Annotated in this window: 15 protein-coding genes and 1 riboswitch; of the genes, 11 read left to right on the top strand and 4 right to left on the bottom strand. The window is 56.9% G+C overall.

The annotated features are described in order from the left end of the window. The first annotated feature begins 9 nt into the window (after positions 1–9). The gene (locus HNR62_RS07370) at positions 10–699 is read left to right on the top strand and encodes an SDR family NAD(P)-dependent oxidoreductase (protein WP_204795440.1); all 690 of its coding nucleotides are present in this window, start codon (positions 10–12) and stop codon (positions 697–699) included. On the opposite strand, the gene cra is transcribed toward HNR62_RS07370, so the two are convergent. Next, on the bottom strand, positions 690–1,679 hold the full coding sequence (cra, locus tag HNR62_RS07365; RefSeq protein WP_204795439.1) for a catabolite repressor/activator: 990 nt from the start codon (positions 1,677–1,679) through the stop codon (positions 690–692). The two genes, HNR62_RS07370 and cra, sit on opposite strands and share 10 nt — an antisense overlap. Positions 1,680–1,851: 172 nt before the next feature. Here cra and ptsP point away from each other — a divergent pair, with 172 nt between their 5' ends. The 3 genes from ptsP to HNR62_RS07350 are packed head-to-tail and all read left to right on the top strand — an operon-like array spanning position 1,852 to position 7,417. Beyond that, positions 1,852–4,722: a phosphoenolpyruvate--protein phosphotransferase gene (gene ptsP / locus HNR62_RS07360; RefSeq protein WP_204795438.1), complete on the top strand. Its 2,871-nt coding sequence runs from the start codon at positions 1,852–1,854 to the stop codon at positions 4,720–4,722. Further along, complete coding sequence (gene pfkB / locus HNR62_RS07355; RefSeq protein WP_204795437.1) at positions 4,719–5,666, top strand: 1-phosphofructokinase; 948 nt, start codon at positions 4,719–4,721, stop codon at positions 5,664–5,666. The genes ptsP and pfkB overlap by 4 nt, the downstream gene beginning before the upstream one ends. Then, positions 5,663–7,417, top strand: coding sequence for a PTS fructose-like transporter subunit IIB (locus HNR62_RS07350; protein WP_204795436.1), 1,755 nt, complete (start codon positions 5,663–5,665; stop codon positions 7,415–7,417). The genes pfkB and HNR62_RS07350 overlap by 4 nt, the downstream gene beginning before the upstream one ends. Positions 7,418–7,521: 104 nt before the next feature. On the opposite strand, the gene ribA is transcribed toward HNR62_RS07350, so the two are convergent. Beyond that, positions 7,522–8,115, bottom strand: coding sequence for a GTP cyclohydrolase II (gene ribA / locus HNR62_RS07345; RefSeq protein WP_204795435.1), 594 nt, complete (start codon positions 8,113–8,115; stop codon positions 7,522–7,524). A 216-nt stretch (positions 8,116–8,331) separates the two neighbouring features. Between ribA and cmk the strand changes: the two genes are divergently transcribed. The 6 genes from cmk to pyrF all read left to right on the top strand — a co-directional run bounded on the left by cmk (position 8,332) and on the right by pyrF (position 13,660). Continuing rightward, complete coding sequence (gene cmk / locus HNR62_RS07340; RefSeq protein WP_204795434.1) at positions 8,332–9,009, top strand: (d)CMP kinase; 678 nt, start codon at positions 8,332–8,334, stop codon at positions 9,007–9,009. A gap of 195 nt (positions 9,010–9,204) precedes the next feature. Continuing rightward, a complete protein-coding gene (gene rpsA / locus HNR62_RS07335; RefSeq protein ID WP_204795433.1) occupies positions 9,205–10,878 on the top strand; it encodes a 30S ribosomal protein S1 in 1,674 nt (557 codons plus the stop codon). A gap of 69 nt (positions 10,879–10,947) precedes the next feature. Next, the gene (ihfB, locus tag HNR62_RS07330) at positions 10,948–11,229 is read left to right on the top strand and encodes an integration host factor subunit beta (protein WP_104485045.1); all 282 of its coding nucleotides are present in this window, start codon (positions 10,948–10,950) and stop codon (positions 11,227–11,229) included. Positions 11,230–11,337: 108 nt separating this feature from the next. Continuing rightward, positions 11,338–11,625, top strand: a complete 288-nt coding sequence (locus tag HNR62_RS07325; RefSeq protein ID WP_204795432.1) for a lipopolysaccharide assembly protein LapA domain-containing protein — start codon at positions 11,338–11,340, stop codon at positions 11,623–11,625. Positions 11,626–11,633: 8 nt separating this feature from the next. Further along, complete coding sequence (gene lapB, locus HNR62_RS07320) at positions 11,634–12,803, top strand: lipopolysaccharide assembly protein LapB (RefSeq protein WP_204795497.1); 1,170 nt, start codon at positions 11,634–11,636, stop codon at positions 12,801–12,803. Positions 12,804–12,931: 128 nt separating this feature from the next. Then, the gene (gene pyrF, locus HNR62_RS07315) at positions 12,932–13,660 is read left to right on the top strand and encodes an orotidine-5'-phosphate decarboxylase (RefSeq protein WP_204795431.1); all 729 of its coding nucleotides are present in this window, start codon (positions 12,932–12,934) and stop codon (positions 13,658–13,660) included. A 111-nt stretch (positions 13,661–13,771) separates the two neighbouring features. Here pyrF and HNR62_RS07310 read toward each other — a convergent pair whose 3' ends face one another. Next, positions 13,772–14,179 carry an H-NS family histone-like protein gene (locus HNR62_RS07310; RefSeq protein WP_204795430.1) on the bottom strand — a complete coding sequence of 136 codons (408 nt, stop codon included), beginning with the start codon at positions 14,177–14,179 and terminating at the stop codon, positions 13,772–13,774. A 439-nt stretch (positions 14,180–14,618) separates the two neighbouring features. Further along, positions 14,619–14,792: riboswitch (Lysine riboswitch) on the top strand. Positions 14,793–14,865: 73 nt separating this feature from the next. Here HNR62_RS07310 and HNR62_RS07305 point away from each other — a divergent pair. Then, the gene (locus HNR62_RS07305; protein WP_204795429.1) at positions 14,866–16,425 is read left to right on the top strand and encodes a Na+/H+ antiporter NhaC family protein; all 1,560 of its coding nucleotides are present in this window, start codon (positions 14,866–14,868) and stop codon (positions 16,423–16,425) included. A 146-nt stretch (positions 16,426–16,571) separates the two neighbouring features. On the opposite strand, the gene HNR62_RS07300 is transcribed toward HNR62_RS07305, so the two are convergent. Next, positions 16,572–17,657 (bottom strand): EAL and HDOD domain-containing protein, encoded by a 1,086-nt coding sequence (locus HNR62_RS07300; RefSeq protein ID WP_239552666.1) that lies wholly within the window; start codon positions 17,655–17,657, stop codon positions 16,572–16,574. Positions 17,658–17,882 lie beyond the last annotated feature (225 nt).

Raw genomic sequence — 17,882 nt, 5'->3', positions numbered from 1 at the left:
AGAGACCGGATGTACTACTGGATAATGGGCGGTGGCGGCATCGGCCGTGCCCTGGCCCGGGAATGCCTCGGGCGGGGCGATAAGGTGGTGCTGTTCAGTCGCTCCGACCCCGATATAAAGGGGGTTGACTGGCTGGCGGTGGATAATACAAATCTCGCGGCCCTGGCCGAAGCCACCCGGGAACGGGTGCTGCCGGATCGGGTGATCAACACCCTCGGCATGCTCCATCAGGACGAACAGCAGCCGGAAAAACGCATAGAAGAAGTCACACAAGCGGCGCTCGCCAACAGTATTCGCATCAACACCTGGCCCACCCTGGCCATGGCCCAGCTTCTTTCTTCCCGTTTATCCCGCCGGCAGCCGCTGCAGTTTGCCGCCCTGTCGGCACGGGTGGGCAGCATCGGCGACAACAGAGCCGGCGGCTGGTACAGCTATCGCATCAGCAAGGCGGCGCTCAACATGGCGATCAAGACCCTGAGCATCGAGTGGCAGCGACGCTTTCCTTTAGCCTGCGTGGTGGGGCTGCATCCGGGCACGGTGGCCACGGAATTGTCGGCGCCTTTCCGTTCCGGTCTGGCCGACGGCCAGCTGCAGAGTCCGGAACTGGCGGCTCTGCATCTGCTGATGGTGCTCGACGGCCTGAGTCCCGAGCACTCCGGCCGGATTTTCGCCTGGGACGGGCAGGAAATTCAGCCCTGACCACGGCGGTCATGCAGTATGCGTGGAATAGGATAATGGCCGCTGCGATAGTGCCCCCTGACTGCACCCAGGGTCAGGCTCAGCAACTGCTGCGAGACCCTCTGATGATCCTGGGCGATGGTATTGACCGGACTGGAAAGAAAGTCGAGCAGGCGATGATCGCCAAAGGTGCCAAGCTTCAGCCGTTCCGGTAACCGGGCGTCGAGTCGGTAAAAATAATCCAGCACGCCTTCCAGCAACACGAAAGCGGTGGTGACGATGGCCTGGGGACGCTGCCAGTCGATCTGGTCCAGCGCGCTGAGCAGGTCAAAGGCGGTCTGGCGCTCGAAGCGTTCGCCATATAACACCCGGCAGGGCACTCCGCTTGCTGCCAGTGCGCGGGTAAACCCCTGTTCCCGCTCCCGGCTGACCCCCAGCTCCGGGGCGGCGGTCACAAGCCAGGCCTGTTCCAGCTCGGGGCCGGCAAGGGTCCGGGTCAGCCGGAACGCCGAGGCACTGTTCTCGCTGCTGACATAAACAAGGGGGTCGGGCAGGGCCCGGTCTACACCGATCACCGGCAGATCCCGGTTAAGCAGCAGATAAAAGTCGTCATCGGGCGTCAGGCAGGAAGCCACCAGCAGAGCATCCACCCGGCGCCCCTTCAGCATCAGTGCCAGATCCTTTTCGGTATCCTTCCTGTCATCGGAGCAGGTGATCAGCAGCTGAAAACCGGCCTGACGAGCCTGCCACTCCAGCAGCTTGGCCAAACGGGCATAACTGGGGTTTTCCAGATCCGGAACTATCAGGCCAAAGGTATGTGACAGGGCTCCGCGCAGGGCGGCGGCCTGGCGATCCGGCTGATAGTTGTGCGTCTTTACCACCGCCATCACCTTGTCCTGCGTTGCCTGACTGATCCGGTATTGTGCCGCCTTGCCGTTGATCACATAGCTGGCGGTGGTACGCGATACGCCAGCCAGGCGCGCGATTTCGTCAAGTTTCATCGTGTGCTGAGTCCATCAAAACGTGCTCCGGATCATATCATTGTCAAGGAGAGGAGCAGACAGCTTGCCTGAAAAGCTGAAACGATTCAGTATCATTTTAATTGTCAAAACAACCCAGGCTCTACCATCTTGTTTCAAGGTATCCATCTTTTGTCCATCTGCAGGTGATGACATGCTTTCTCTGACAGCACAAGACGTAAAAACCGGTGTTCCTCTGGCCGACAAGGCCGCCGTTATTCAGGCGCTGGCCGACTGGCTGGAGCAGGACGGTCATGTGGCCGCCGGTTACGGGGCCGGCATGTTGGCGCGCGAGGCGCAAACCGCCACTTATCTGGGGCAGGGCATTGCCATTCCCCATTGCACTCAGGAGAGTCGCCATCTGATCAGGAAAACCGGTATCAAGGCCATGCACCTGCCCGATGGGGTGCCCTGGGGCGATGGGGAAAAGGCCTATCTGGTACTGGGCATTGCCGCCGGCTCCGACGAGCATCTGGGCCTGCTTAAACAATTGGCCCGAACCCTGTCTCGGGACGGCTTGATCGAGCAAGTCAAGGCCGCCCGGGAGCCGCAGCAGGTGTTGCAACTGCTGCAGGTTGATGCCGGGTCGACACCCGACGGGACGCTGAACGCCGGGCAGGTGAGCGTCAAGTCCGCAGCCGACTCGCTGGATCAGCTGGTCGCACAGGCAATATCACTTATTCAGCCGAGCCCGGTTGAAGGTGAAACACTGCGGCAAGGCGATGCGGTCCATATCGGACAGGGCTGGTGGCTGAAGCAGGCTCCGGCCGAGGGCAAGCCCGGTGCGGCGCTGCTGACCACCGCCGGTTCGGCCATCATGCATCGTCAGCAGCCGGTATCCGGCCTGCTGGCGCTGGCGGTGAAGGGGACCGGTCACAAGACCCTGCTGACCCAGCTGACCGAGTGGCTGGCGGCAGGCAAGGGGGCCGAGCTGGCGGGGCAGGACACTGCCGAGGCGCTGCTCGACGCCCTGACACGGGGGCCGGTTTCCTCCGCCACCCATGAAATAACGGCGGTGGTGCGTAACGAGCATGGCCTGCATGCCCGACCCGGTGCCGCCCTGGTGCAGACCGCCAAAACATTCGCTGCCGATATTCAGGTACGCAACCTGGATGGCGATGGACACTGGGTATCGGCCAAGAGCCTGATGATGGTGATAGGTCTGGGCGCCAAGGCCGGTCACCAGTTGGCATTCAGTGCCGAAGGTCAGGATGCACAGGCCGCCCTGAACGCATTGGAGCAGGCGGTCAATGAGGGTCTGGGAGAGGACGTGGCTGCACTGGCGGCGGTGCCGGCGCGTGAGACGGCCGAGATTCATGAGCCGCGCGAGATCAGCCCCAACACGCGGGTGACGGGCGTATCGGCCTCACCCGGCCTTGCCATAGGACCGGTCTTCGTGGATGCCCCCGTGCCGTTCGATTACCCGCAACAGGGCGGGGATGCTCGGGTCGAGCAGCAAAAGCTGACTACTGCCATCGAGCAGGCCAGTGCGGAGCTGGGTGCTACCCTGAGCCGGATACGTGATCCTCAGGCGAGGGACATGATGAGCATGCACCGGGAGCTGCTGGCCGATCCGTCTCTGACACAGGGCGTGAACGACCGTATCAAACAGGGGCTGTCTGCGGCGGCCGCCTGGTGGAACGAGATAGACTCCGCCGCCACCCGGCAGGCGGCCAGCCCCGACGCCCTGCTGGCCGAACGGGCCGCCGACATTCGTGATATTGGTCGCCGGGTGATGGCCAGGTTGTGTGACAGCAAGCCGGTGGCGACACCGGAGCATCCCTATCTCTGGGTCGCGCAGGATATAGGTCCCTCCCAGCTGGTCAATCTGGATCCGGCCAGGGTGCTGGGACTGGTTACGGTGGGCGGTGGCGCCTCGTCTCACAGTGCTATTCTGGCACGCTCCCTGGGCATTCCGGCCCTGGTGGCGGCTGGCGGTGCCGTCATGGCTTTGCAGTCGGGCACCGAGGCCATTCTCAATGGCGATGACGGCACCCTATGGGTCGCCCCCGAGGCCTCGGTGCTGAAGCGGGCTCGTGTCCGCCAGCAAGAAGAGCGGGAGCAGGCCGAACAGGCCTGGGCGCATCGTCACGAACCGGCCATCACTCGCGACGGGCACAGAGTGGAAGTGGCGGCCAATCTGGGTGATACCGCCCGGGCGGCAGAGGTGGTGGAGGCTGGGGCCGAAGGCGTGGGCCTGCTGCGTACCGAATTTGTATTTATGGCCCGGCACAGTGCGCCGGAGCTGGACGATCAGCTGGCCGCCTATAAGACCGTGTTCGATGCGCTCGACGGCCGGCCGCTGGTGGCAAGAACCCTGGACGTAGGTGGCGACAAACCCCTGCCTTACTGGCCGGTGCCCAAGGAAGACAATCCTTTCCTCGGGGTGCGCGGTATCCGCCTGTGCATGCAAAGGCCCGAGCTGCTGGAAACCCAGTTGCGCGCCTTGCTGATGGCCGCCGGCGACAGGCCCCTGCGCATCATGTTTCCCATGGTGGCCGACTGGTCCGAATGGCGCTGGGCCAAGGCCCTGTTCGATCGGATTCTGGCCGAGGTACAGGCCGCTGATGTACAGGCCACTGATGTGCAGCTTGGCATCATGGTGGAAGTCCCTTCCGTTGCCCTCAATGCCGAGGTGTTTGCCCGGGAGGTCGACTTTTTCAGCATCGGCACCAACGATCTGACCCAGTACACCCTGGCGATGGATCGGGGCAGTGGCGAGCTGGCCAGCCTCTCGGACGGCCTCAACCCCGCTGTGTTAAGGTTGATCAAAATGACGGTGGACGCGGCGCATGCCAACGGCAAGTGGGTGGGTGTCTGTGGTGAGCTGGGATCGGATCCGGTGGCGCTGCCGCTGCTGGTCGGGCTGGGGGTGGACGAACTGTCGGTCAGCCTCAAGCGAGTTCCTCAGGTGAAGGCGCAACTGCGCGAATGGCGCCTGAGTAACTGCCGGCAACTGGCCGAACAGGCACTACAGGCCGCCGATGCCCCCGCGGTACGACAATTGATAGGAGAAGCCCGATGAGCATACTGACCCTGACCCTGAACCCGGCACTGGATCTGACCGTCACGCTGGATAAATTGAGCGCGGGAGCGGTCAACCTGGCCCGCAGTGGTCACCTGGGCGCCGCCGGCAAGGGCATCAATGTGGCCCGGGTGCTGGCCGATCTGGGGCATAAACCCCGGGCCTGCGGTTTTCTGGGGCAGAACAACGACGCCTCCTTTCGTGCCCTGTTCGAACAATACGACATCGAAGACGAGTTCGTACGTCTGGCCGGCGATACCCGGGTCAACGTCAAGGTCAGCGAAGCCGACGGTCGGGTCACCGACATCAATCTGCCGGGATTGCGGGTAGAGAAGAACGATTGGAACCGGCTACTGGCCAGGCTCGAGTCGCTTGGCCGCCATTTCGACACTCTGGTGGTGGCGGGCAGCCTGCCGCCCGGGGTGAGCCCCGGGCAGCTCGAGGGGCTGATAGACATGTGGCGCGAACGGGGCAAGCTGGTATTGCTGGATGCCAGTGGCGAGACGCTGCGCGCCGGTATCAAGGGTTTCCCTGCCTTGATCAAGCCCAATATCGACGAGCTGATCGAATTGGTGGGCCGTCCCATTCGCGACGAAGCCGAGCTGGCTGCCAGTGCCCGGGAATTGCAGCAGCAGGGCATTCAGCATGTGGTGGTATCAAATGGCGCCGAAGGTGTGCACTGGTTCAGCCCGAGGGGAGCCTGGCGGGCCCGGGTACCCAGGGTGAAGGTGATCAGTACCGTGGGGGCCGGCGACAGCCTGGTAGCCGGGCTTTGTGCCGGTTTGCTGGAAGGTCGGGACGAAGCCTTTACCCTGCGGCGGGCTGCCGCCCTGTCAATCATGGCGGTGACCCAGGTGGGGGTCGGTATCGACGATCAGCAGCAACTGAATGCTTATCAGGATGCCATTGAAATTACGCAACTCCAGCCGGGAAAAGTGCAATGAAAACATTGATTATGACCGCCTGTCCCACTGGTATGGCCAGCAGTTATCTGGCGGCACGCCTGTTGCGTCAGGCGGCACAGACTCTGGGTTGGCAGGAGAATGTGGAATGTTACAGCCAGCTTGAGCCGATGACGGCCTTCACACCCGCGCAGATAGAAGATGCCGATCTGGTACTGGTGGCGGCGGATACCTCACTGGATCTGTCCCGTTTTGTCGGCAAGCCCTTGTATCGCAGCGATATTCAGTCGGCACTGAACGACCCCCAGGCCTGGCTGCAACAGGGCAGGGAGCGGGCGGTGATGCAGGAGGAAGGCACACCGGCAGCCGGGGTGAAACTGGTGGCCATTACCGCCTGTCCGACCGGCGTGGCGCATACCTTTATGTCTGCGGAAGCCTTGACCGAAACCGCCACCGCCATGGGGATTCAGATAAAAGTCGAAACCCAGGGCTCGGTAGGCGCCCAGAACGCCCTGACCTCGGCCGACATCGACGCCGCCGATGCGGTGATAGTGGCGGCGGACATTGAAGTGGATCTCGGCCGCTTTGACGGTAAACGCATGTATCGCACCAGCACAGGGGCGGCGCTGAAAAAACCGCAACAGACCCTGGAGAGCGCCCAGGCCGACGCCCGGTTATACCAGCACCAGGGAAAGAGCCCGGCGGGGGCGGCAAGCGCTCAGCAAGACGGCGATCAACAAAACATTAAGCAGGCCGGCCCTTATCAGCATCTGCTGACCGGGGTGTCGTTCATGCTGCCGATGGTGGTTGCCGGTGGTCTGATTATCGCGCTGTCGTTCGTGTTCGGCATAGAAGCGTTCAAGGAAGAAGGCAGTCTGGCGGCGGCGCTGATGCAAATCGGCGGCGCCTCGGCCTTTGCCCTGATGATACCCGTGCTGTCCGGCTACATCGCCTATTCCATTGCCGACCGCCCGGGCATAGCGCCCGGCATGATTGGCGGCATGCTGGCCAGCACCCTGGGGGCCGGTTTTATCGGCGGCATCATCGGCGGTTTTCTGGCCGGCTACAGTGCCCGTTATCTGGCACAGAAGGTGCCGATGCCCACCAGCCTGACGGCGCTTAAACCCATATTGATTATTCCGTTGTTTGCCAGTCTCTTTACCGGTCTGGTGATGGTGTACGTGGTGGGTGGGCCTGTCGCCCTGGTGATGACCACCATGACCGACTTTCTCAACAACATGGGCTCGGCCAATGCGGTGCTGCTCGGCATTATCATCGGCACCATGATGTGCTTCGACATGGGCGGCCCGGTCAACAAGGCGGCCTATGCCTTTTCGGTCGGCTTGCTGGCATCACAAACCTACGGCCCCATGGCGGCGGCCATGGCGGCAGGCATGGTGCCGGCGCTGGCCATGGGCATTGCCACCTTTCTTGCCCGACGCAAGTTCAACCAGAGCGAGCAGGAGGCGGGCAAGGCCTCTTTTGTGCTGGGCTTGTGTTTTATCTCGGAAGGTGCCATTCCCTTTGCCGCCCGGGATCCGTTGCGGGTGATCCCCTGTTGTATGCTCGGCGGCGCCCTCACCGGGGCTCTGACCATGTACTTTGGTGTGAAGTTGCTGGCGCCCCATGGTGGCATCTTCGTGTTTTTCATCCCCAATGCCATTCAGCAATTGCTGTGGTATGTGCCGGCCATCGCCGCCGGATCCCTGCTCAGCGGCGTGCTTTACTCGGTGCTGAAGCGCAGCGACGCCCAGATGCTGGCGGGTCAGGAAAGTGTGAGGGGTGAGGGGTGAGGGTGAGGGTGAGGGGTATTATCCCTCACGTCTCATCTTTTAGTTCCCACAAAAAAGCCCCGGGCGACGTGCTCGGGGCTTTATTTCTACGCACAAGACGTGCGTCAGTCTTTGAGCATATGGCCCAGCTTGCCGGCCTTGGTGTTCAGATAATCCTCGTTGAAGGGATTGCGCCCTTCCTGCAGCGGTATCCGCTCTACCACGTCGATGCCGAAGTTTTCCATCGCCTTGACCTTGCGTGGATTATTGGTCATCAGCTTCATCTGTTTGACACCCAGGCTGTGCAGCATGTCGGCACAGATGGTGTAGTCGCGCATGTCGGCGGCAAAACCCAGTTCTACGTTGGCTTCCACCGTGTCCTTGCCCTGATCCTGCAGATGATAGGCGTGGATCTTGTTGAGCAGGCCTATGCCGCGACCTTCCTGGCGCACATAGAGCAGTATGCCGCGTCCTTCCTTGGCGATCCTTTCCAGTGCGGCTTGCAGCTGAAAGCCGCAGTCGCAACGCAGGCTGAACAGGGCATCACCGGTCAGGCACTCGGAATGAATGCGGCCCAGTACCGGCTGCCCATCGCCGATATTTCCCATCACCAGGGCGGCATGATCCTTGCCTGTGCCTTTTTCTTCAAACCCGATCAGGGTAAAGGTGCCCCAGGGTGTCGGCAGTTTTGAGTTTGCCATCCGGGTAACACTGCTCATGGCGTTCCTCTTTCGGTTATCAAGTAACAAAAAATGGCGGTCATTGTAAAGCGGATAGGCGTGCAGGTATAGGCGCAATATTGGCTGGTGTTGTGAGAACGGCATTATTTTCGTTGTGTTAATCAATTGTAAGTTATGCCTTTATCTTTGAACTCGGGTATAATGCCGGCCGCGTGGCACCCAAGTGCCCAGACTCATTATTCACTGGAGAATGCCATGACTGAACAAGCTCCCGTCATTACCGTGGATGGCCCAGGCGGCGCCGGCAAGGGAACCCTTTGTCAGTTGCTGGCCGAAAAGTTGGAATGGCACCTGCTTGATTCCGGCGCTATCTATCGCGTACTGGCACTGGCGGCCCGACATCACAATGTGGCGCTGGACGATGAAGCCGGGCTGATGCCGTTGGCGGCCCACCTGGATGTACAGTTTCCGGTGGTGGATGGTCATATCAAGACCATTCTCGAAGGAGAAGACGTATCCCGCTCCATTCGCACCGAAAAAATGGGAGATGCGGCCAGCAAGGTCGCCGCCTTTCCCCGGGTGCGTGAAGCCTTGCTTCGGCGTCAGCGCGCCTTTCGGGCCGGTCCCGGTCTGATTGCCGACGGCCGGGACATGGGCACCGTGGTTTTCCCCGATGCGCCGGTCAAAATCTTCCTCGATGCCAGCGCCGAAGAAAGGGCGAAGCGACGGCTTATTCAGTTGCAAGACAAGGGCTTTGATGTTAGTTTTGACCGTCTTTTAAGCGAAATTCAGACGCGTGACGATCGCGATCGCAATCGAGCCGTGGCACCGCTCAAAGCCGCGGCCGATGCACTGGTTATCGACTCGACCGATTTGTCCATTGCACAAGTACTGGACAAAGTGCTGAGTCATACTAAGGTTAAGCTCGGTTAAGCGTTATTTCGGTTAAAAAAGTACGAAAGAAAACGTTAGAATTAGAAGTTAAATTAGAAGTTAGAATAAGTTAAGCGAGGTCACCGATGCGATCTCGCCCTGCCCGCCCCAAGGAGGGGACGGGTCTATGCTAATCACCCCACCGGTGCCGGATTGCCCTGTGGATGTTCAACTTAAAAAGTGTATTCATTAAACATGATTGAATCTTTTGCCCAACTCTTTGAAGAGTCTCTGAAAGAACTGGAAACCCGTCCGGGTTCCATTGTTAAAGGTACTGTAGTAGCCATCGAGAACGGTATCGTTCTGGTTGACGCAGGCCTGAAGTCTGAATCCGCTGTGCCTGCCGAGCAGTTCAAAAATGCTCAGGGCGAGCTGGAAGTCAGCGTTGGCGACGTAGTAGACGTAGCGCTGGACGCGGTAGAAGACGGTTTCGGTGAGACTCTGCTTTCCCGCGAAAAAGCGAAGCGCCACGAGTCCTGGCTGCAACTGGAAAAAGCCTACGAAGATCAAGAAACCGTTATCGGTGTGATCAACGGCAAGGTCAAGGGTGGCTTCACTGTTGAAGTGAACACTATCCGTGCATTCCTGCCTGGTTCGCTGGTTGACGTACGTCCTGTGCGCGACACGCTGCACCTGGAAGGTAAAGAGCTTGAGTTCAAAGTGATCAAGCTGGACCAGAAGCGCAACAACGTTGTTGTTTCTCGTCGTGCCGTTATCGAAACTGAAAACAGTGCCGAACGCGAGCAACTGCTTGAGAACCTGCAGGAAGGTCAAGAAGTTAAGGGTATCGTCAAGAACCTGACCGACTACGGTGCTTTCGTAGACCTGGGCGGCGTAGACGGCCTGCTGCACATCACCGACATGGCCTGGAAGCGCGTTAAGCATCCGAGCGAAATCGTGAACGTGGGTGACGAAATCAACGTTAAGGTGCTGAAGTTCGACCGCGAGCGCACTCGTGTATCTCTGGGTCTGAAGCAGCTGGGTGAAGATCCCTGGGTTGATATCGCCAACCGTTACCCGGAAGGCACTCGTCTGTCTGGCCGCGTGACCAACCTGACCGACTACGGCTGCTTCGTTGAAATCGAAGAAGGCGTTGAAGGCCTGGTACACGTGTCCGAAATGGACTGGACCAACAAGAACATCCACCCGTCCAAAGTGGTTTCCGTTGGCGACAGCGTAGACGTGATGGTGCTGGATATCGACGAAGAACGTCGTCGTATCTCTCTGGGTCTGAAGCAGTGCAAATCCAACCCGTGGCAGCTGTTTGCGGAAACCCACAACAAGGGTGACCGTGTTTCCGGCAAGATCAAGTCTATCACCGACTTCGGTATCTTCATCGGTCTGGACGGCGGCATCGACGGTCTGGTTCACCTGTCCGACATTTCCTGGAACGCCAACGGTGACGACGCCGTTCGTGAATTCAAGAAAGGCGACGAAATTGACGCCGTGGTTCTGCAGGTCGATCCCGAGCGCGAGCGCATCAGCCTGGGCGTGAAGCAAATCGACGAAGACCCGTTCAATAAGTACCTGTCTGACAACAAGAAAGGTGCTATCGTTAAGGGTACCATCACTGCCGTTGACGCCAAGGGCGCCGTGGTTGAGATGGAAGAAGGCGTGGAAGGTTATGTCCGCGTTGCCGACATCTCCCGTGACCGCATCGAAGATGCATCTACCGTACTGAAAGTAGGTGAAGAAATCGAAGCGCGTTTCATGGGCGTTGATCGCAAGAACCGCACCCTCAGCCTGTCTATCCGTGCGAAAGACGAAGCTGAAGATAAAGTGGTTATGGATAGCCTGAACCAGCAGCAACCTGAAGATGTTGGTTTGAGTGCCATGGCCGAAGCTTTCAAGGCGGCTAAAGGCGAATAAGCCTGTCCGAGTTCAAAAGGGGGCCTTCGCGCCCCCTTTTTGTTGTCTGGTGATCAGGAGAAACACATCATGACCAAATCCGATCTCATTGAAAGGCTGTCAGAGCAATACAGTCATCTCTCCGCCAAGGAAGTGGAAAATGCCATCAAGGAAATTCTTGAACAGATGGCATCGACCCTGCAAACAGGGGACCGCATTGAAATCAGAGGCTTTGGCAGCTTTTCATTGCATTATCGGGCACCCCGGCAGGGGCGAAATCCGAAAACCGGCGAAAAAGTGGAATTGACCGGTAAATACGTACCGCATTTTAAACCGGGTAAAGAACTGCGCGAACGGGTTAACCCTGCCTGAGTACACATCGGTTTGTTCTATATCACTTTTCGTGGCAAGGTGACTGGCGAGCATCCGGCTTTTACGGGATAATGCCCGCACTCGAAATCAGGAAGTTGAGAGGGTAAGGTGAAAATTATTTTTGGCCTGGTCATCCTGGCAATTTTGTTTGCAGTAGGGCTGACACTGGGCACACAAAACGATCAGCTGGTTCATGTTAACTATCTGCTGGCTCAGGGTGATTATCGCCTTTCTACATTACTGGCGCTGGTATTTGTGGCCGGTTTTATTATCGGCTGGCTGGTGTTCGGTCTGGTATTACTGCGTCTCAAGATGAACAACAGCGGTTTGCGCAAGAAAGTCGAGCGTCAACAAAGGGAATTGGAAGAGCTCAGAGCCTTGCCCATTAAGGATTGATGAGCCCTATGCTGGAATTGCTGTTTCTGCTGCTTCCGGTCGCAGCTGCCTATGGCTGGTATATGGGGCGCAGAGGAGTCCGGCAGGATGCTCAAAACAAATCCCATCATTTCTCCCGGCAATACGTTGCCGGGTTGAATTTTCTGCTTTCCGACGAGCCTGACAAGGCCGTTGACCTGTTTATTCAATTGCTGCAGGTCGACAGCGAAACCATTGAAACCCACCTTGCCCTCGGCAACCTGTTTCGGTCCCGTGGCGAAGTTGATCGCGCCATTCGCATACACCAGAACCTGATTGCCCGTCCTAATCTGTTATTGGAACAGCGTCATCTGGCGATGCTGGAGCTGGCGCGAGACTTTCTGGCGGCGGGCCTGCTCGACAGAGCCGAGCATATACTGGTGGAGCTGAAAAACGACCCGGATTATGAAGAAGAAGCCCTCAGCCAGCTGATGCAAATCTATCAGCAACTGAAAGACTGGGAGCAGGCCATTACCGTGGCCGAACGGCTCAAGAAGCGGCAGGGCATCAAGGCCCTGGTTCCCATGGGGCATTTTTACTGCGAACTGGCCGAACAGCAATGGCGTCGGCAAGATGCCAGGGCCGCCATCGTTCAGCTCCGAAAGGCGCTGAAGGCCGATGCGGGCTGTGTCAGGGCGAATATGCGGCTGGCCGCTATCCATATGGCACAGCAGCAATGGTCGCAGGCGGCTCATTGCCTGCTACAGGTGACCGAGCAGGATGCGGACTTTATCAGCGAGGTGCTGACAGACTTGCAGCATTGTTATCAGACGCTGGGTAAATACACGGAGTTTGTGCAGCGACTGGAGCAGTGGGTAGCCGCCGACAGTGGTGCCAGTGCCGTGCTGATGCTGGCCGACAGTGTCGGCGAAACCCAGGGTCTCTTGGCGGCCGAGCAACTGGTATTGTCGCAGTTGCAGCGTCATCCGACCATGAAAGGCTTTTACCGGCTGATGTCGTACCATGCGGCCAATGCGGAGCAGGGCAGGGCACGGGAAAGCCTGGAAATGCTGAAATCACTGGTGTCCGAGCAAATCAGGCTCAAGCCCAGCCATCGCTGTGGCCAGTGCGGTTTTTCTTCTCAAACGTTATTCTGGCAATGCCCCTCCTGCAAACAGTGGGGCAGCATCAAGCCGGTGCGTGGCCTCGATGGCGAATGATGTAAAAACGGGACTGGGGATTGGGGACTGGGGACTGGGGATTAGATGTAGGTTGGTGATGAGCGTAGCGAATCTCAACATTTCAGGCACCCTGTATACGTTATAAAAAGAACCGAAGGTATTCATTCATGCAACAAACATCACACAAAAAATCACACAATGGCGATCCCAAAATACTGATTGCCCTCGATTTTGCCGATGAACAACAGGCGCGGGCGTTGATTGCCAAACTCGATCCCGCCAGCTGCCGGCTGAAAGTCGGCAAGGAAATGTTCACCCTGTTCGGACCTGACTTTGTACGCTCGCTGGTGCAGGCCGGATTCGATGTTTTTCTCGATCTCAAGTTTCACGATATTCCCAATACCGTCGCCAAGGCGGTGGCCGCTGCCGCAGAGTTGGGCGTCTGGATGGTGAATGTGCATGCCAGTGGTGGCCCGCGAATGATGCAGGCAGCCCGTGAGGCCTTGTTGCCTTACGGTGACAAGGCGCCCTTGCTGATCGCGGTCACGGTACTGACCAGCATGACAGCCGAAGAGCTGGTTCAGATTGGTGTGCAGCGGTCACCGGCAGAGCATGTGCTGTCTCTGGCGCGGCTGACGCGTGATGCGGGGCTTGATGGCGTGGTTTGCTCCGCCCAGGAAGCCAGCCTGCTCAAGGCGGAACTGGGTCCCGATTTCAAGCTGGTGACCCCGGGAATTCGCCCGGCCGGCAGCGACGCCGGCGATCAGCGCCGTATCATGACGCCAGAGCAGGCGGTGAGCGCGGGCAGTGATTACCTGGTGATTGGCCGACCGATCACGCAGGCGGCCGATCCGGCGGCCGTACTGGCCCGGATCAATCTCAGTCTGACGGCATAACCATTATTTAACCCCGGCGGTAAACCATCATCGTGGTGTTATCGTCGGCGCTTACGGCATACAAACAAAAACAGGGCCATATGGCCCTGTTTTTTGTAAGCAACTGGCTGCTTACTTGATAAGAAAGTCTTCCAGCGTTTTCTCGCCATTGTCCAGCGCTTGCTGAATCACGGAAGGCTTGCGGCCCTGGCCGGTCCAGGTTTTGTATTCACCGTTTTCATCGTGATATTCGTATTTGGCAGGGCGCTTGCTGCGGGGAGCACTGGCTTTTTTGCCGGGCTCTGCCAGTTCAGCCAGCTCGCTAATATCGATACCATCGGCGGCGAGGAGCTCCATATATTCTTTCAGCTTGCGCTCACGTTCTTGTGCGGCGGCCTGTTCGGCGGCTTTGGATTCACGCTGTTCTTCAATAACAGAAGTCAGTTTGGCCAGGCCTTCTTCCATCTGATCCAGTGTCAGTTCACGGGTGGCGGCACGCAGGCTGCGAATATTAAGCAGGGTTTTCAAAAAGTCAGACATTACATTCACCTGTTGGGGAATCTTGATTTTATAATGAATTAAATTTACATCTTCATTTTAAATGAAGCAAGTTAATTCATGAAATCATTTCAGTAATATTAATTATAAAAGCTGGACCAACGGTAAAATAATGTATATGTCGTTGCATTTTGCAAAAGTGAATGGCCGATTAAAAAAAGTAACGCTCACTTATTGAAACTTCATACTCTGCTTGTGTATCGGCGGTTGTGCATAGACGGTTGTGTATTGGCGGTTGCGTATAGACAGTTGTGTATAGACGGTGCCATCTTGCCTTAATTTTACCCGGTGAAAGCGACGGTGGCTGACTGGATTTTATCCTGTACACAAGGCCTGAAAATAGGATCCGATTAAAAATCGAACGGTTGTTTTTGGTCAAATGTGTTGATTTTTGTCTGTTTGGCAGTAAAATCCTCCGCCTTACCTGCGTAGAGGTGCATAATTTATCAGTAGACCAGCTCAGGGTGATGCCGTTTATCCTGGTCGAAAGGAGGTTATGCCGAAGTCATGTCATTTATCCGATGACAGGGCTGGGATCGGTACCGAAAGGGCCGATACTGTCATGAATACTTATTCATGATGCGCTATTGCTGGGAAAGAGAAGACGATCTTGATATCGGCCTCCTGCTCCTGGTAGTTATGTTGACAATTCAGAATCAGGTATCGCCATGGAATCACATCCTTTTATTCAGACCTTCTGGTCTCTGCTACCCCCCTTGCTGGCTATTTTATTGGCCATCTTTACCCGTCGTGTCCTCTTGTCTCTGGGGCTGGGAATCATCCTTGGTGTCTTGCTGCTGGAGCAATTCAATCCCCTGACGGCCGTCATCCATCTGGGTGGCAATATTACCGGCCTGTTCTGGTCCGATAATGCCGTCAATGAATGGAATGTTAATATATTGCTTTTTTTGCTGCTGTTAGGTTGCATTATCAGCATGCTGAGCCGTACCGGTGCCACACTGGCGTTTGCGGAGTGGGCGCAGTCCCGTATTAAAAACCGGCGTCAGGCCAAGGTAATGACCGGGTTACTGGTATTTATCTTCTTCATTGATGATTATTTTCACAGTCTTTCGGTGGGCACCATTTGCCGGCCAGTGACGGATCGTTTTCATATCTCACGTGCCAAACTTGCCTATTTACTGGACTCGACCGCAGCCCCTGTTTGTGTACTTATGCCGATATCTTCCTGGGGGGCCTATATCATTGCCCTGGTGGGCGGCATTCTGGCCAGCCACGGCCTTACCGGACAGAGTGCGCTGGGTACTTTTCTGATGATGGGTGCCATGAATTTTTATGCCATTTTTACCCTGCTGATGGTGTTGCTGGTGATACGGGGTGGCTGGGATCTGGGCGCCATGGCACGGCATGAACAAAAGGCCATGAACGGCGACTTGTTTGACAAGAGCAAAGGCACGCCGCCTGGCGTGGCCGATAGCAGTGTCACGGTGGGACGCGTCAGCGATCTGTTGCTGGCAATTGGTACCCTGACGCTGGTAACGGTGGCGGCTTTGCTGTTGACCGGCGCCCAGGCGCTGGCACAGAACCAGATGGACTTTACGCTGCTGGCTGCCCTTGAAAACACCAATGTGGGCCGGTCCCTGGTCTTTGGCGGCCTGGCTGGACTACTGGTCTGTGCCTTCGCCATGTTCAGGCACAAGGCCGCGCTGTCAGACTGGGGCCACACCCTGAAGATCGGACTCAAAGGCATGTTGCCGGCGATATACATCCTGTTGTTTGCCTGGACCATTGCTGGACTGATTGGCGAGCTGCAAACCGGTAAATATCTGGCGTCACAGGTACAGCAAAGCATACCGCTGTTCATGTTGCCGGCCATTCTGTTTCTGCTGGCGGGAGTCATGGCCTTTGCCACCGGCACCAGCTGGGGAACCTTCGGCGTGATGTTGCCCATTGCCGCCGACATGACCATGGCCCTTGATGCATCCCTGTTGCTGCCGGGTTTGTCGGCGGTGATGGCGGGGGCGGTATTCGGTGATCACTGCTCACCCATTTCGGACACCACTATTCTGTCTTCTACCGGTGCATCCTGCCACCATATCGATCATGTGATCACCCAGCTGCCTTACGCGCTCTCTGTCGCTCTGGTCAGCGTGATTGGCTATCTGGCTTTGGGTTACAGTGCCTCGGTGGGAATGGGTCTGGCAGCGGCGCTGGCGGCCTTTATGCTGGTACTGGCAGCTTGGGCCTGGCAACAGCAGAGAGCCCACTGACAAGACACAGTTTCCGCTAAACGGATAGATACATGCTAAACGGATAGATACATTCAGATAAACAAGAGGCCCTTTATCGACATGATACAGGGCCTCTTGGCTGTAACGGCTCATATTAATGGCTGTTGGTGCTCGACCTAGTGGAGTTAGTGATTGTCATTCAGACGCCGGCACCATTGTATCGCCTCTTCATAACACTGGCTGCTGAAGGTTTCACTCAGCTTAATAAAGTCCAGTCGCTGCTGCAGTCTCGTCCAGTTGGCCTGTTCATGATCTTTGATCAGGCTCATCAGAAAGCCCAGCGGCCCCTTGCGTTCAAGCAAGGCCTGGCGTATCGGCTCGGTGAGGGGAATATGCGCTACAACCTCTTCCATGGGGAGCTCAAGCAGTACATCCAGCAGTGAAAACAAGCCACACATAAATGCGTCTTCTTTCAAGGCTGGGCACACTTTTTCGGCCAGCAGCTCACACCACTTGGCACGGACCATGGACAATCGCTGCAGTTCTATACCTTTGTTTTCGCTGATATAGGCTGTCATTACCAGGGCAGTAAAGCGCTTGAGTTGTTTTTGACCCAGATAGACGAGGGCGCCGCGCAGGTTATCAACCTTTTGTTGCCGGGTACCGGCATGCAGGCTGTTAACGTAACGCAACAGGTTATAGGTAAGCGACAGATCACGGTTGAACAGTGCGGTCAGCTTGTTGAAGTCGACCTCATTACTGTTGACGGTAGACATCAACTCGAAGGCCATCATTTCACTGGTGGTCAGAATACGGCGGCTGATGACCTGAGGTTGCTGAAAATAATAACCCTGAAACAAATCAAAGCCGGCAGCCTGAGCGGCGGCAAACTCATCCAGAGTTTCCACTTTTTCGGCAATAAAACGCAGCGCCGGATAGCAGCGGCAGCGTTCTATAAGACGGGCACAGTCCGCCATCGAGGTTTGGCGTAGATCCAGTTTTATAAAATCGACCAGGGGCAAAAATTCATCCCACGACGGGTTGGGAATATGATCGTCGAGCGCAACCTTAAGACCCTGTCTTTTCAGTTGTTTTACGCATACCAGCAGCTTCTGATCGGGAGTGGCATCTTCCAGTATTTCAATGACCAGTTGTGGCTGATGAAGTCCGGCAGCCAAGCCTTCACGCAGCAGGGAGTCGGGAAAATTGACAAAACACAGAGACTCCCCGACCAGTTCTTCGATTTTCTGAGTCAGAAACTGCTCGGCCATTAGGCGCCGAGTGGCGAGCTCCGCTTCAATATCGGGAAATCGATTATCAAGGCCAAGGCGAAATAACAGTTCATATCCCTGAGGGTTACCCTGATTATCCAGGATTGCTTGTCTGGCGACAAAACAGTGCATTGTTAAGGCTCTGCTATGTTAATGATAAACACCCAAATATACAGGATGTAATTTGTATTAACAAAGCCGTTGCAATAAAAAAGCGCGCTTTAA

It is taken from the genome of Oceanisphaera litoralis (assembly GCF_016907015.1).
GTDB classification, from domain to species: Bacteria; Pseudomonadota; Gammaproteobacteria; order Enterobacterales; family Aeromonadaceae; genus Oceanimonas; species Oceanimonas litoralis.
This window is presented reverse-complemented; position numbering and strand designations above follow the sequence as displayed.